The sequence below is a fragment of the Cyclobacterium sp. genome (assembly GCF_014762705.1).
Taxonomy (GTDB): Bacteria; Bacteroidota; Bacteroidia; order Cytophagales; family Cyclobacteriaceae; genus Cyclobacterium.
Genome location: NZ_JABURL010000096.1, coordinates 21,076 through 35,821 on the forward strand (window position 1 = coordinate 21,076; position 14,746 = coordinate 35,821).

Here is a 14,746-nt window from a genome sequence, read left to right on the forward strand (position 1 = left end):
TTTCAATAACTTACAAGGATAATTCCAAAGCTTTATGGGCTAGACTGTCCGGATTATTTTGGCAAGGTTAAAAGCCATGTCCAAAAACAGGATTTTGGAATTTGCATTTCTTTCAATATGGTAGTGGCCATCATTGAGTACCCGATAAATTTCCATGATTTTTTCATCATTCAGCACGGTATTGCTAAAATTCACAATAAACTCCCTGTCAGTTTCGCTGCTCCGCATCAGGTTTGTTAATTGGGTCCTGTTGAGCAGGGATTCTCTGATTACGTTTATACCAGTCAATAAAATAGATTTTTGTACATCTTTACTGCCAGTCCCAATTAGTTCTGCAAAGTCAATAAGGGACTGAATATCCGCTTTATAACAATTTCTCAACCAGTCCCTGAAGAGCAAGGTATTTTTGTCTGCAACATTTTGGGACAGTAGAATAGCCTCGCGCAGGTTGCCGTCTGTCAGTGGGGCAATCTGCTGCGCTTCCATCCTCCCACAAAGTGATTGATCCACCAGATAATTTTGGATTTCTTCATCGGTAAAATTTCTGACATGGATTTTTTGGGTTCTCGATAGTATGGTTGTCAATAGACTTTCCGGCTGTTGACTGACCATTAGGAAGATGGTTTTTGCAGGTGGCTCTTCCAGGATTTTAAGCAGGGCATTGGCGGAAGAAAGGTTCATGGTCTCCGGAGCCCAAATTAACATCATTTTGTAGCCGCCCTCAAAGGATTTAAGGGAGAGGGTTTTTACGATTTGCCTTGCTGCCGCCTTGGAAATACTCAAAGGTTTGTTGATACCCAGATGTAAACTCCAATCCTGAAAATTACCATAGGGTTTTTCCAAAGCAAAATTCCTCCAGAAGGCTGGAAAATCAGGTTGTTCCTCCTCTTTTTTTTCTCCTTTCTTTTTTGAAGGTGCAGGCAGCGGAACCGCGAAATTCAGGTCAGGGTGGACCAGTTTTCCCATTTTTAAACAGGAGGGACATTTGCCACATGCATCTTCCTCTCCTGGCTGACTACAGTTGATATAGGTAGCCATGGCCAAAGCCAGAGCCAGGTTTGGGCTGCCTTCTTTTCCATGAAAAAGTAAGGCATGGGCCAGATGGTCTTTCTGAATGGCCTTTATAAGCTTTTGTTTGGTTTCCCCGAGGCCGGGGATAGATGAAAAAAGCATGGTGTTGTTATTTAAAATTCCTTATCCCAAATCCGGTAAGGCCTGGTGAGCTCAAATACCTTCTGCAATATAGCCCTTTCTTTTTCATCAAATTCCATTCCTTTAAAGGCCATCGCTTTTTGAGCAGTTTCTTCAAACCGCATCAATTTAAAGGTACTGAATCCCGAAGCACCTCCCCAGGCAAAAGAAGAAACAAATTTCCTTGGAAAGCCTTCCCCAAATAAATTAGCCCCTACTCCGATAACGGTACCAGTATTCAAGGTGGATCCAATACCCAATTTAGCATGGTCTGCTACCATTGCCCCGCAAAACTGCAATCCGGTATCGCTGAAACCACCCTTGGTATAATCCCATACCTTTACGGGCATGTGGTTGTTTTTTAAGTTAGAAACTACTGTGTTGGCACCAAAATTACACCATTCTCCAATCACACTGTTTCCCATGTAGCCATCATGCGATTTATTACTATGGCCCATGAAAACTACGTTGGAAACTTCTCCGCCTACTTTGCATTTTGGACCAACGGTAGTGTTTTCCCTTATTTTTGCTCCCATGCTGATAGTGGCATCTTCACAAAGGGCAAAAGGGCCTCTGATCAATGCACCTTCCATTATCTCTGCGTTTTTACCTATGTATATGGGACCATTTGTAGCATTTAGTATGGCGGCCTTTATTTTTGCGCCCTTCTCAATAAAAATATTGGGTTCCTGATACAAATGCGTGTGTGGGTCGTCAGTGCCCCAGGATACACGTCTTTTTGTCAGCAGGTCAAAATCCCTGCGGATTTCATTACCGTTCCATTGAAATATGTGCCAGTTTCTACTTAGTAATTGAATGTCTTTTTCATAATTCACCTTTTTTTTCTGAGGCAAATGGTCAGTTTGAAATTGCTCAGGGCTATCCAGATTGCTGGCCAAAAGGGTGTCCTGGTGCCAGAGGGATTCATTGCCCTTCAAGGCTTCTATAGCATTCACCAAATCCTCATCCGGGCAAAGGGCACCATTGATGTACAAGGCTGGTCCATGGATGGCTGGATATTTTAATTGTAAATAATCCTGGGTCAGAAACCCCATATTTTTTGCTTGCAGGCGGGTTTGCCATTTTTCACAAATTTTTAAAATCCCAACCCTTATTTCAGCTACTGGACGGGTAAAGGTAAATGGCAGTAGGTTACCCCTGCTGCGGGGGTCGTCAAACAACATGATATGATCCATGGTACAAAAATAAAAAAGTCTACCGGAATAAAGCTTCCGGTAGACTTAATCTCAGGCAATATCCTGAAGAAATTAATTTTTCTTGTACCTTCTGTTGAATTTCTCTACTCTTCCGGCAGTATCCAGCAACATTTTCTTACCGGTGTAAAATGGGTGTGAGGCAGAACTTACTTCCACTTTTACCAGGGGATAATCTTTGCCATCTTCCCAAGTGATGGTGTCACCGGTCTCTATGGTAGATTTGGTAATGAATTTATAGTCGCTTGAAGTATCCAAAAATACAACGTCTCTGTAATTGGGATGAATTTCTTTTTTCATTATATGGTTTGTTATTTTTTTACTCCTTCAAATTGAGGCACAAATTTACCTTATTTTATGATTTTCTCCAAAACATTCTCTTTCAAATATAAAATACTTCCTTAATTTTATGCGAAAGTTGATCTTTTAGGACAAGTCGCTATGAAACAGGTATTTCCTTTCAAGGGAAAAGCCCTTTGTAAATGGCCAAACCTTACTGAATCATAATATATGAGATTATTTTTTTTCTTAGTTTTACTGGCAGCTCACCCGATTACCCCTAGCCTGGCACAAAGCCCATTTGTTCCTTTTGACAGGGATTATTACCAGTTGATCGAACGGTATGAAATCAAACAGGGTTTTTTTACTCCTTCGTTTCACACTGGCACAAAACCTTATTCCAGGGATGAGGTGGTTGAGTTTTTGGAAGCGTATAAAAAATCCTCCGGAACGCTTTCCGATACCGATGATTTTAATCTTGATTTTCTAATTCAGGACAGCTGGGAATATGCTTCAGATTCCCTTCCCCTTTCCAGGAATACTATCGGGAAGCGTTTTTACCAGCGGCCTGCTGATTTTTTTTATTACCGGGATCAGTCTCTGGATGTACACATCAACCCGGTTTTGTATTTTCAGGTAGGGGCCGAGACACAGGAAGATAATCTCAGGTTTAGAAATACCAGGGGGCTTTCAGTAAGGGGCAGCATAGATCGCAAAATCGGTTTTTATACCATGTTGGCCACAACGGATCTTGTCTTTCCTTCATGGATCAAAAGGTATGTTACCCATCATGGCGCCTTGCCCGGTCAGGGTTTTTGGAAAAGATATGGGGAGCAGGGGTATAGTTTTTTTTCTGCCAGGGGTCACCTTAATTTTAAAGCAACCGAACATGTTCAGGTGGTTTTAGGGCACGACACTCATTTTATAGGGGATGGGTTCCGGTCATTTGTCCTCTCTGATTTTTCCAACCCTTTTGCTTTTTTGAAGATTAATACCCAGATCGGTAAAATCAATTTTACGAATCTCTGGGGACAAATGACCGCGGATATCATCACCGACCGGGGCTTTCCAACAGATGGCAGGTATCCCCAGAAATGGTTTTCTTTTCATCGCCTGGGGATTAATTTGGGAGAGCGTTTCAACCTGGGAGTTTATGAGTCTGTAATGGCCAGTCAAATGGATTGGAATTACCTCAACCCAGTGATTTTTTATCGTTGGGTGGAGCACCAGTTGGGAACACCAGACAAGGTCATGCTGGGGACTGATTTCAAATGGCATCCGGTTAAGGGAATGCAGCTTTATGGGCAATTTGTATTGGATGAGTTTGTGTTCAATGAGTTTTTCGGGATTTCGGGCAAAGGCTCCAGTCGCAACAAACACGGTTTTCAGCTGGGATATAAGTATGTGTCCGTAGCAGGCATCAATAACCTGGATGTGCAGGTCGAATACAATCATGCCAGGCCCTACACCTATCAGGAGAAATTTGCTTACCAATCCTACACCAACTACCGCATTCCACTGACCCACCCTCTGGGGGCAAATTTCAGGGAATTGATGGCCAGCAGTACCTTCCAGCCCCTTCCCAAACTCAGGTTGAAAGGAATTTTCCTGTTTCAAATGAAAGGTAAGGATCCTGAGCCTTCGGCTAATTTTGGAGGAGATATTCTGAAAGACAGGCTGGAAACCAGTACAACACTCCTTGGTAATTTTATTGGGCAAGGGATAAGGCAGGAGACTTTGATGGTTACCCTTCAGGCGGAATACATGTTGCGCCATAATTTGTTTGTGGATTTTTCCCATACCCTGAGAAAAAATAGTGGCGGGGCAGTTGCTATTCCAGACGTTGCGTTTGGTCAAATAGCTTTAAGATTGAATATGGGAAGATTTGACCCTCATTTTTGATTACTGAATCGTCAGGGAGCCCCAATACCTTTAAAAAGTTGTAAATTGCGCCCCTTAATGAGATAAAACCGTATGAATACCTATTTGCGAATACTTGCCTATGCCCGTCCATACAGGCGGTATTTTCCCATTTATATACTCTATGCCCTGTTGGCCATTGTTTTTGGTTTGCTGAACTTCACTTTGTTGAAGCCACTTTTCGATGTGATATTTGAACAGGTTGGGCCAGACGAATTGCAGGAATACAGCACCAGGCCTGAATTTTCCTTTTCCCTGCAATATTTCATGCACCTGTTTAACCATTATTTTCTGGAAATAGCGACCATTTATGGGAAATTTGGCACACTGGTTTATGTTTGTATCATTATTGTAATTTCGGTTTTTTTAAGTAATCTATTTGCCTACCTGTCGGGAGTGGTCCTGGCAAGGGTTAGGGCAGATATCATTCAGGGTATGCGTATCCATATTTTCAATGCGGTCAGCAACATGCACCTGGGATACTTCTCTGATGAGCGAAAGGGAGATTTAATTTCCAAAATGACCAACGATATTCAGGAAGTGGAAAACAGTATCGTGCAATCTTTGCGGGTAGTGTTCAAGGAGCCGGTTACTGTTGTACTTTATTTTGCGGTGCTCTTTTTTATGTCAGTGCAGCTCACCTTATTTACCATATTGCTTATTCCGGTTTCAGGGGCAGTAATTGGCTATGTGACCAAGAGGTTGAAAAAAACCGCTGAGCAAAGCCAGGAGTCACTGGGAAGAATTGTTAATATTCTGGACGAAACGATTGGTGGGATGAGGGTGGTAAAGGCTTTTGGTGCAAGAAAATTTGTGCAGGATAAATTTGAATCAGAAACAGCGCATTACGCCAATGTAAATGTTGCCATGGCCCGGAAATATGAATTGGCTTCACCTATCAGTCAATTTCTTGGCGTGTCTGTAGTGGCAGGGATCCTTTTATACGGAGGTAATCTGGTATTGAACAATACCTCTTCGTTAAGTGCCAGTGAATTCATTGCCTACATCATCCTGTTTACCCAGGTTTTGAACCCGGCCAAAGAAATTTCAAGAGCTCTCAGCAGTATACAGCGTGGTTTGGCCTCCGCCAGAAGAATTTTCGGAGTGGTGGATGCCAGGCCAAAGATAGCGGATGAACCTGATGCCAAAAATCTGTCGGGATTTTCTGATTCGGTTGTTTTTGAGAATGTGGGTTTCGCCTATCAGGAATCTTTTGTATTGAAGGATATTAATTTTGAACTCAAAAAAGGAAAAACAATCGCTCTGGTGGGGCCTTCCGGTGGGGGGAAATCCACTTTAGCCGACCTGTTGCCGCGATTTTATGATCCCACAGCAGGTCTGATCAAAATTGATGGAATGGATTTGAAAACCTTAAAGATTAATGACATCCGCAAAATCATGGGTATCGTAACCCAGGAATCCATTTTATTCAATGATACGGTATTTAATAATATTGCCTTTGGTATGCAGGGAGTTGCTCCCGAAAATGTGGAGAAGGCAGCATCCATAGCCAATGCCCATGATTTTATCATGGAGCTGGAGCAGGGATACCAAACTACCATAGGGGAAAGGGGAACGAAATTATCCGGGGGACAGCGGCAGCGCCTGAGTATTGCCAGGGCGGTTTTAAAAAACCCGGATATTTTGATTTTGGATGAGGCCACATCTGCTCTGGATACGGCTTCCGAACGGTTGGTTCAAGAGGCATTGGCCAATTTAATGGCAAATAGAACATCTCTGGTGATTGCCCATAGGCTGAGTACCATTCAACATGCGGATGAAATTTTGGTGATTGACGGAGGAAAAATAGTAGAAAGAGGCACCCATGAGGAATTGATTCTGGAAAATGGATTGTACAATAAACTTTCCCAAATGCAGTCTGTTTAGTATATTGTGTTTAGAAACCCTAATCAAAAGTTTTATGAAAAAAGTCAACAGCATATTTCAGCTTTTAACCGCATTGTTTTTTGGCCTCGGCCTGGTTTATTTTCTGACCTATGAAAGAATGTGGAGTGGAAGTCCGGAGGCAGGGGAAGTAGTATCCTGGTTGTTGGCAGGTTTGGTGGTGTACCTGATTACCTGGGGGACAGGCTGGGGGCATACCAGTAGTTTAGACAGCAGGATCAGGAAGTTGGAATTGGAAAAGAAAGAGTTAAAAGCCATGGTTTTTGATTTGGAAAGAGGGGTGAAAATGGGACAGTTGGACAAAAAAATCGAAGAGCAGCCGGATGAAAAAGATTCTTCTTCCATAAAGCCCAGGGAAAATTTTAAATAACAGTCCAATTTTGATGTTGGCCTGAATCAAGTTTTTCAATTGAAGCCGTAGCTATGGTAGCCAAGACTTTTGGAAGTGCAGTATCCGGAGTAGACGCCAACCTGATCACTATTGAAGTCAATGTGGGTCAGGGTACCAGTTTTTTTATGGTGGGACTTCCGGATAGTGCCGTTAAGGAGAGTCAGCAGCGGGTAGAATCATCGTTAAAATTTTACAATTTCCGCATGCCGCGGCAGAAAGTGGTCATCAATCTTGCTCCTGCAGATATCAGAAAAGAGGGATCTTCCTATGACCTTCCCATTGCCATGGGTATTTTGCAGGCTTCAGAACAAGCCTTTTTCCCCGCATTGGGAGAATACGTCATCATGGGAGAGTTGTCTCTGGATGGAAAGCTGCGTTCCATAAAAGGCGTACTGCCTATTGCCATTGAAGCCAGGAAAAGAGGCTTTAAGGGGTTTATTTTGCCAAAGGAAAACGCCAAAGAGGCCTCAATAGTCAATAAACTGGACATTATTGGTGTGGAATCCCTGCAGGATGCCATTCACTTTATGGAAGGGAAGGAGGATATTCCGCCGCTGGTGACGGATACCAGAAATATTTTTTATCATTCCATGGAGGATTATGCCTTCGATTTTGCAGATGTACAGGGTCAGGAAAATATCAAAAGAGCCATGGAAATTGCCGCAGCAGGTGGCCACAATGTCATCATGATTGGTCCACCGGGTGCAGGAAAAACCATGTTGGCCAAAAGGTTGCCTTCCATTTTGCCTCCCCTTAGCCTACAGGAGGCTCTGGAGACAACAAAAATTCATTCTGTGGCGGGGAAGTTGGGGGTGGAGGCTTCTTTGGTGGCCCAGCGTCCATTTCGCTCTCCCCATCATACCATTAGTGATGTAGCTCTGGTAGGAGGGGGCGGTAATCCCCAGCCAGGCGAGATTTCCCTTTCCCACAATGGGGTACTCTTCCTGGATGAGTTGCCTGAATTCAAACGGACCGTGCTGGAAGTAATGCGCCAGCCGCTTGAGGAACGTAAAGTAACCATTTCAAGAGCTAAAATTTCTGTGGATTTCCCGGCTAATTTTATGCTGATAGCCAGTATGAACCCCTGTCCCTGCGGGTTTTATAACCATCCTGATAAGGAATGTGTGTGCGGGCCAGGTGTGGTTCAGAAATACCTCAATAAAGTAAGCGGACCACTACTGGACAGAATAGACCTGCATGTGGAGGTCACACCAGTTAATTTTGATGAAATGACTTCCGAAGGGAAATCAGAGTCAAGCAAATCCATCAGGGAAAGGGTAACCAAAGCCAGAGAGTTACAACTGGCCAGGTTTAACGATAGCCCTGAGGTACACTGCAATGCGATGATGCCGTCTCATACGGTTAAGGAAGTTTGTAAAATCAATCAGGCAGGCAAAACGCTTCTGAAAACAGCAATGGAAAGATTGGGGCTTTCTGCCCGGGCTTATGACCGGATTTTAAAAGTATCGAGAACGATTGCGGATTTGGCCGGAGCGGAAGAAATCAGGGTGGAGCACCTGGCTGAAGCCATTCAATACCGCAGCCTGGACAGGGAAGGTTGGGCAGGTTAACCAACTGATCATCTTGATTATTTGGGCTGAATCACTATGGATTGTATTCCTTATTTGCCTATATTTGCTCCGCCTACTGGTTGTTTGTTACTGATACTATAGGGGTTAAATATTGGTATTAAAGATAAAAATGAGCAGTTGATTTTATGTGGACCAAAGAACGAAAAATTCAGGATGAGATGGAAATGGCTAGCGCAACTTCAGTTTTTGCACCGGGATTGAGTATCAAAGGTAATGTAGAGGCAAGCAGTGATATCCGGATTGAAGGAGAAATCGCAGGAGATGTCACCACCGGTAGAAAGGTGATTGTTGGTGTTTCCGGCAAAATCACCGGTAATATCAAAGCCTCAGAGGTCTGTGTGATGGGGGAGGTCTTGGGAGATATTTTTGTACAGGATCTTGCCAGGTTTACCGCCGAAGCCAGGATGAAAGGAAACGTTTATTCAGGAAAAATTGAAATCGAATCAGGAGCGGATATGGAAGTGACCCTCTCCAAACCAAAGAAAAGTAGTGCAAACTTTACCCTTCCTTCCACAGAAAATCAGGCTAAACCCGCAGAAAACAAGGATACAACCAAAAAAACCGGAAAGGAAATGGTCAGAATGGATCATTAAAATTGGCCCAGGGCCTGCTCCAGGTCTTCCAATAGATCCTCAATATTTTCTATCCCTACTGACATCCTGATTAACTGTTCGGGAATTCCGGGAACTACCCCTTGTACCCTGGATCGTCTTTCAATCAGACTTTCAACTCCCCCCAGACTGGTGGCATTGGTAAAATAATGCAATTTGTCAATCAGCTTATCCGCATCTGCTGCATTGCCCTTGATGACAAAAGACAACATCCCCCCAAAACCCTGCATTTGAGAATTGGCGATCAGGTGCCCATCATGTTTTTCCAAACCAGGATAATAAACTTTTTCCACAAAAGGATGTTGGTCTAAAAAAGTGGCAATTTTTGCTGCATTGGCAGCATGGGCCTTCATGCGATAGGGCAAGGTTTTGATGCTTCTGGTCAGGAAATAGGTATCAAAAGGAGAGGGTACAGCTCCTGCCAGAGCCTGTACATTTTTGATTTGCTTCCAAAAATCATCTTTTTCTTTGGTGATTAAAATACCTCCGACCAGGTCACTGTGTCCCCCAATGTATTTGGTACTGCTGTGCATCACCAAATCCGCCCCCAAACCAAGTGGTTGCTGGAAAACAGGGCTCGCAAAAGTGCTGTCGCACACTACTCTAATGCCATGCTTTTTGGCTTTTTTTGACAACTTTTGGATATCAGAAATTTTTAACAGCGGATTTGAGGGGGTTTCGATCCATAGCAATTGGGTATTTTCACGAATGGCATCCGAAAGTAATTCAGGCTTTGTGAGGTCAATAAAGTCTACTTCAATTTTTTGATTGAAAACTGTCAGGAGGAGGGATTTCAAGCCATGATACATATCGTCTGGTGCGATCATATGCGATCCTGCGGGTAAGGCCTGAAATACTGCATTAGCGGCAGCATTTCCAGAGGAAAAGGCCGCTGCATCATTGCCTTTTTCCAATGCGGCAAGCACGGTTTCCAATGACTTTCGGTTTGGGTTTTCCAGCCTGCTGTAAACCATGGATCCTTCCTGGTGGCCGAAGGTACTGGACAGGGTAATGGGTTGAATGACCGGATTTAAAGGATCATTGACGATGTTTCCCCCGTGGATGGCAATGGTTTCTGTTTTCATTTCAATTTGTTTATTCCGGTTGAAGATTCTTGCCAAATGCCCATTTCAGGAAAATGTCAAATCACCTGATTCTGTCCACCGAACGGATAAGCATTTCATCCTTTCGTATAAAACGGTTGGCAACCAAATTCATTATCAGGGCAAACGCTATGGCATAAAAACCCAGAACAAATGAGCCGCTAACCGCAGGATTAAAATCTTCATTGGCTTTAAAGCTGGTGTATACCACCAAGCCTAAAGTCAGACCCATTAGCAAGGCATTGATCATGTTAAGCATCAGCTGTTTTTTTCTGTTTTTAAATTGCAGCATGCTAAAAATGGCGATAACTGCCGCCAATAGTGCCAGAATTCCAATGTAGATATTACTGGATTGAGAAAGGGTGTTTTTCTGGGGCAGCTCACTGATAGTAATCTGCCATGCGGTCATTTCCATATATTGGTTTCCCATTGCATTTACCTGCAACCAGATCGGGGTAGCCACAGCAGCGATCATGGCGATAGCCACGAGAAGTAGAAATAGGGTCTGAATTCTTTGAATCATGTTATTAATCTTTTGACAAAGAAAACGGGTTATTTGATTTTTCGCAAGGAATACCTTAAATCTGACTTGATCTGTGGGTATATTTTTATCTTTGCGTCTGAAATGAATGACTTCAAACGCTATTTTATCGAGCTTGCCTACAATGGCACAAATTACCATGGATGGCAAATGCAGAAAAATGCTGTTTCAGTACAGGAGAAATTACAAGAATCCTTATCCCTGCTTTTTCGGAAACCAATTGGGATAATGGGAAGCGGAAGGACAGATACCGGCGTGCATGCCAAACAGCAATTTGCTCATTTTGATTTTGACGGAGAAATGAGGAAGGGGGAATTTTTAAAGAGAATAAATGGTTTATTGCCAGGTGACATAGCGGTATTTGATGTGTCACCAGTTACACACAAAGCGCATGCGAGGTTTGATGCGACCTGGAGGAGGTACGAGTACCACATTACTTTCAGAAAAGATCCATTTCAGACCGGAAAGGCATGGCATTGTTATTATGATCTGGATGTTTCAAAAATGGAATCCGTTTCCAAACTATTATTGGGATACCAGAACTTTGAATGTTTCAGCAAAACAAAGACTGACGTCAAGAGTTTTGATTGTGAAATAAAAGAAGCCTTTTGGGAACAAACAAGCCATGGATTGATATTTCATATCAAAGCAAATAGGTTTTTGCGCGGTATGGTGAGGGCAATTGTGGGAACCTTAATCAAAGTGGGTCGGGATCAATTGGACAAGGAACAATTTGTCTCCATCATTGTGGGCAAAGACAGGTCAAGGGCTGGAATAGCTGCCCCTGCACATGGGCTATATTTAAGTGAGGTCAATTATCCTGAAATTATTTTTAAGTAAACTATAGCACTTTGGGACTGGGAAAAGAAAATGTAAAAAGCGGTGATATCATTGATACCAAAGTTTTGAAAAAACTGTATCAATTTGTTAACCCGTATAAACAGCGGTTTTATTTTTTGGTTGTGCTTACCCTGCTATTAGCTGTGTTGGCACCAACAAGGCCGCTATTGATTCAAATTGCCATAGATGATTACGTGGCTTTAGGGGATGCAGATGGTCTTTTGACCATGATGTACTTTTTGGTGGGGCTTTTGGTTTTGCATGCTTTGGTGCAATTTGGCCACACTTATTTGTCCGGATGGATCGGCCAGGTGATCATCAGGGATATCAGGATCAAACTTTACAGGCACCTGCTTAAAATGCGATTAAAGTATTTTGACAATACCCCCATAGGTCGACTGGTTACCAGAAATATATCCGATGTGGAAACGCTCTCAGATGTATTCAGTCAGGGTCTTGCAGAAATTATCGGAGATCTTTTGCAGTTGGTATCTATTCTGGCAGTCATGTTCTATGTGGACTGGAAACTTACCCTGGTCAGTTTGTGTACCCTGCCACTGTTGATCATATCCACCTATGTTTTCAAGGAGAAGGTTAAAGTGTCCTTTAATGATGTGAGGAATGCTGTATCCAATTTAAATTCTTTTTTGCAGGAACACATCACCGGGATGAATATCATTCAGGTATTTAACAGGGAAGACAGGGAGTACGAAAAATTTAAGGCAATTAATAAAGAGCACCGGCAGGCTCATCTGAAATCGGTATTGTATTACTCCATATATTATCCTGTGGCGGAAATTATCCAGGCCATAGGTATTGGGTTGGTAGTCTGGTATGGTGCGACAGGAGTTTTCGACATGCAGTTGAAAGTAGGCGTCCTGATTTCTTTTATCATGTATCTTCAGCTCTTTTTTAGGCCCATCCGCATGATAGCCGATAGGTTCAATACTTTGCAGATGGGAGTGGTAAGTTCATCCAGGATTTTTAATATCCTGGAAAATGACGAGCAAATCCCCAATGAGGGCACGCATACTCCTGAGAAGATCAAAGGGAATATTTCTTTTGAAAAGGTATGGTTTGCCTACGAAAAGGAGGATTGGGTACTGAAAGATATCAGCTTTAATGTCCGTCATGGAGAAACCATTGCTTTGGTGGGTGCCACTGGCGCTGGGAAATCATCAACCATTAACCTGATCAGCAGGTTTTATGATATCAACAAGGGACAGATTAAAATAGATGGAGCACCAATATCTTTTTTTGAACTTTCTACATTAAGAAAACATGTCGGAGTGGTATTACAGGATGTATTTCTTTTTTCAGATACCATATTTCAGAACATCACGCTGGGGAACCCTGATATTTCCAAAGAGCAGGTATTGTATGCAGCAGATTTGGTAGGTGCCAGAAAGTTTATAGAAAGACTTCCCGGAGGCTTGGACTATGATGTAAAAGAGAGAGGTGGCACCTTGTCTGTGGGGCAAAGACAGCTTATTTCTTTCGTTAGGGCCATGGTGTATGATCCGGAAATCATCATTCTGGATGAGGCCACTTCTTCGGTAGATACGGAAACTGAAGAGATGATTCAGGCTGCCATTGAGAAAATGATGCAGGGAAGAACCTCCATTATTATTGCCCACAGACTTTCCACCATCCAAAAAGCCCAAAAAATAATTGTATTGAACAAGGGGGAAATTGTGGAAGAGGGTACGCACGATAAATTACTGAAACTGGATGGCTATTATGCGCAGCTTCACCAGATGCAACTGAAGACAATGGTAATTGGCTGATTTTTTGATTGCTGTGCTGAGGCTGAAAAAAGTTTTGTAATGGCCTGTAACATCCCTCTTCAATGCTTCGTTGCAAGAGAAGTTAATGTAAATAAATTCGATTGGTATCGCTCATGAAACATCTCTTTTTTCTTGCTCTGATGATCGCAGGGTATAGTGGTTTTGCACAACAACATCAGGTAGGGCTAAGGTTGGGAGACCCCTACGGGATTTCGTTTAAAACAGCATTAAGTCAGCAATATGCTGCCGAGGTAATCCTTGGAAGGGGAAGTCCGAACAGCAGCCAGTATTACAGAAGGACCTTTGAACAAAGCAAGCCCCTAAGCTCCGCCATTTACGACGGGCAACAAGTATCAGGAGCTTTTTCCTTGCAGGCAAGACTATCTTATGAGGAGTCGCTGAACGGGGAATTTGATATTGTGGAGGGTAATTTAAAGGGCTTTGCAGGAATCGGGCTACAGTTGAGAAGTGTAGCCCTCAGTTATTTTTACCATACGCCAAATCCGGGGGACATTCCATTGGGAAGAGTTGAAGAGAGGTCAGATATTGATTTTGGCCCGGAAGGTTTTATTGGGGCCTCTTATTTGTTTGAAGATTTGCCAGTCGTTGTTTTTGCCGAAATGGGGCTTTTCATGGAACTAATAAACCGATTAGGCCATTTGAAGGTGCAAGGAGCCCTTGGTGCCCGGTATAGATTTTAAAAATCATGAAGTATAAAAAAATTATTTCATTAGCAGTGGTCTCAGGACTAATACTGTGTGGGATATATGCTTACCTGGGTGGGTTTAATGCCGTAAGCCTTGAGTTGGTAAACTGTCAGGAAATTGAACTAATTGGCTTGGAATACCAGGGTACCCCACAGGATGAAGGAATAGGCTCGATTTTTCAAAATGTAGAAGCGGAGAGAAAAGGAAGCCCCCTTTATACCATTTATTATGTAGAACCCTCCGGAAAGCGTGATACCCTACATGTTTTCGTAGGAGTGGAGGTGGAAAATAGTTTCAATAACCTTTACGACGGTTGGGTTAAGAAAACTTTCGATTGCCAGCGGGCCATAAGAGCCTCTATGGAAATGCATCAATTGGTAATGCCAGGAGCAAATAGTGTAAAGCAAAAGATCAATGATTTTGCAAAGGCGAAGGGGGTTAATCCCAAAGGGCATTTTATAGATAAAATCATTTCCCGGAATAAAGTTGAAGTGTTGGCGCCAATATCGGATTAAAAAAAATTATAAAAATTGGTATTCTGCATCCAACGTGTGATTGAAAAGAAAGTGAGCGGATATGTTGGTTTTAAAATTTGTTAATTTATACTGCTTTTAGCGGCTGTTGGTATGATTTTAGAGAAGGATATACTGATTTCAAACTAAACC

14 protein-coding genes are annotated in these 14,746 nt (G+C 42.7%); 9 read left to right on the forward strand and 5 right to left on the reverse strand.

What is annotated here, in order from left to right:
* Nucleotides 1-39: 39 nt before the first annotated feature.
* The 3 genes from HUJ21_RS19160 to HUJ21_RS19170 form a co-directional block, all read right to left on the reverse strand.
* The gene (locus tag HUJ21_RS19160; protein ID WP_291372133.1) at nt 40-1,173 is read right to left on the reverse strand and encodes a hypothetical protein; all 1,134 of its coding nucleotides are present in this window, start codon (nt 1,171-1,173) and stop codon (nt 40-42) included.
* 11 nt (nt 1,174-1,184) lie between these two features.
* Nucleotides 1,185-2,387 (reverse strand): GlmU family protein, encoded by a 1,203-nt coding sequence (locus HUJ21_RS19165; RefSeq protein ID WP_291372134.1) that lies wholly within the window; start codon nt 2,385-2,387, stop codon nt 1,185-1,187.
* A 72-nt stretch (nt 2,388-2,459) separates the two neighbouring features.
* Nucleotides 2,460-2,705, reverse strand: coding sequence for a type B 50S ribosomal protein L31 (locus HUJ21_RS19170; protein WP_163378111.1), 246 nt, complete (start codon nt 2,703-2,705; stop codon nt 2,460-2,462).
* A gap of 210 nt (nt 2,706-2,915) precedes the next feature.
* On the opposite strand from HUJ21_RS19170, the gene HUJ21_RS19175 reads away from it, so the two are divergent.
* The 5 genes from HUJ21_RS19175 (at nt 2,916) to HUJ21_RS19195 (ending at nt 9,085) form a co-directional block, all read left to right on the forward strand.
* A complete protein-coding gene (locus tag HUJ21_RS19175; protein WP_291372135.1) occupies nt 2,916-4,586 on the forward strand; it encodes a hypothetical protein in 1,671 nt (556 codons plus the stop codon).
* A gap of 72 nt (nt 4,587-4,658) precedes the next feature.
* Nucleotides 4,659-6,491: an ABC transporter ATP-binding protein gene (locus HUJ21_RS19180; RefSeq protein ID WP_291372136.1), complete on the forward strand. Its 1,833-nt coding sequence runs from the start codon at nt 4,659-4,661 to the stop codon at nt 6,489-6,491.
* A gap of 34 nt (nt 6,492-6,525) precedes the next feature.
* Nucleotides 6,526-6,879 carry a hypothetical protein gene (locus HUJ21_RS19185; RefSeq protein ID WP_291372137.1) on the forward strand — a complete coding sequence of 118 codons (354 nt, stop codon included), beginning with the start codon at nt 6,526-6,528 and terminating at the stop codon, nt 6,877-6,879.
* 53 nt (nt 6,880-6,932) lie between these two features.
* Entirely contained in the window at nt 6,933-8,471 is a 1,539-nt protein-coding gene (locus HUJ21_RS19190) for a YifB family Mg chelatase-like AAA ATPase (RefSeq protein WP_291372138.1), read from the forward strand.
* 146 nt (nt 8,472-8,617) lie between these two features.
* A complete protein-coding gene (locus HUJ21_RS19195) occupies nt 8,618-9,085 on the forward strand; it encodes a polymer-forming cytoskeletal protein (protein ID WP_291372139.1) in 468 nt (155 codons plus the stop codon).
* Here HUJ21_RS19195 and HUJ21_RS19200 read toward each other — a convergent pair.
* Both HUJ21_RS19200 and HUJ21_RS19205 read right to left on the reverse strand, forming a co-directional pair.
* Nucleotides 9,082-10,188, reverse strand: a complete 1,107-nt coding sequence (locus HUJ21_RS19200; RefSeq protein WP_291372140.1) for an aminotransferase class I/II-fold pyridoxal phosphate-dependent enzyme — start codon at nt 10,186-10,188, stop codon at nt 9,082-9,084. The genes HUJ21_RS19195 and HUJ21_RS19200 overlap by 4 nt on opposite strands.
* 61 nt (nt 10,189-10,249) lie before the next feature.
* The gene (locus HUJ21_RS19205) at nt 10,250-10,729 is read right to left on the reverse strand and encodes a DUF4293 domain-containing protein (protein WP_291372141.1); all 480 of its coding nucleotides are present in this window, start codon (nt 10,727-10,729) and stop codon (nt 10,250-10,252) included.
* 12 nt (nt 10,730-10,741) lie between these two features.
* On the opposite strand from HUJ21_RS19205, the gene truA reads away from it, so the two are divergent.
* The 4 genes from truA (at nt 10,742) to HUJ21_RS19225 (ending at nt 14,596) form a co-directional block, all read left to right on the forward strand.
* Nucleotides 10,742-11,587, forward strand: coding sequence for a tRNA pseudouridine(38-40) synthase TruA (truA, locus tag HUJ21_RS19210; RefSeq protein WP_366483742.1), 846 nt, complete (start codon nt 10,742-10,744; stop codon nt 11,585-11,587).
* 11 nt (nt 11,588-11,598) lie between these two features.
* Nucleotides 11,599-13,374: an ABC transporter ATP-binding protein gene (locus HUJ21_RS19215; RefSeq protein WP_291372142.1), complete on the forward strand. Its 1,776-nt coding sequence runs from the start codon at nt 11,599-11,601 to the stop codon at nt 13,372-13,374.
* Nucleotides 13,375-13,487: 113 nt separating this feature from the next.
* Nucleotides 13,488-14,075, forward strand: a complete 588-nt coding sequence (locus tag HUJ21_RS19220; protein WP_291372143.1) for a hypothetical protein — start codon at nt 13,488-13,490, stop codon at nt 14,073-14,075.
* Nucleotides 14,076-14,080: 5 nt separating this feature from the next.
* Nucleotides 14,081-14,596 carry a hypothetical protein gene (locus HUJ21_RS19225; protein ID WP_291372144.1) on the forward strand — a complete coding sequence of 172 codons (516 nt, stop codon included), beginning with the start codon at nt 14,081-14,083 and terminating at the stop codon, nt 14,594-14,596.
* The last annotated feature ends 150 nt before the right edge of the window (nt 14,597-14,746 follow it).

Coding starts and splice junctions, on each gene's coding strand:
- HUJ21_RS19170 (WP_163378111.1), bottom strand. CDS start 2,705: ATGAAAAAAGAAATTCATCCCAATTACAGAGACGTTGTATTTTTGGAT.
- HUJ21_RS19195 (WP_291372139.1), top strand. CDS start 8,618: ATGTGGACCAAAGAACGAAAAATTCAGGATGAGATGGAAATGGCTAGC.
- HUJ21_RS19225 (WP_291372144.1), top strand. CDS start 14,081: ATGAAGTATAAAAAAATTATTTCATTAGCAGTGGTCTCAGGACTAATA.
- HUJ21_RS19175 (WP_291372135.1), top strand. CDS start 2,916: ATGAGATTATTTTTTTTCTTAGTTTTACTGGCAGCTCACCCGATTACC.
- HUJ21_RS19190 (WP_291372138.1), top strand. CDS start 6,933: ATGGTAGCCAAGACTTTTGGAAGTGCAGTATCCGGAGTAGACGCCAAC.
- HUJ21_RS19185 (WP_291372137.1), top strand. CDS start 6,526: ATGAAAAAAGTCAACAGCATATTTCAGCTTTTAACCGCATTGTTTTTT.
- HUJ21_RS19180 (WP_291372136.1), top strand. CDS start 4,659: ATGAATACCTATTTGCGAATACTTGCCTATGCCCGTCCATACAGGCGG.
- HUJ21_RS19220 (WP_291372143.1), top strand. CDS start 13,488: ATGAAACATCTCTTTTTTCTTGCTCTGATGATCGCAGGGTATAGTGGT.
- HUJ21_RS19160 (WP_291372133.1), bottom strand. CDS start 1,173: ATGCTTTTTTCATCTATCCCCGGCCTCGGGGAAACCAAACAAAAGCTT.
- HUJ21_RS19205 (WP_291372141.1), bottom strand. CDS start 10,729: ATGATTCAAAGAATTCAGACCCTATTTCTACTTCTCGTGGCTATCGCC.
- HUJ21_RS19200 (WP_291372140.1), bottom strand. CDS start 10,188: ATGAAAACAGAAACCATTGCCATCCACGGGGGAAACATCGTCAATGAT.
- HUJ21_RS19165 (WP_291372134.1), bottom strand. CDS start 2,387: ATGGATCATATCATGTTGTTTGACGACCCCCGCAGCAGGGGTAACCTA.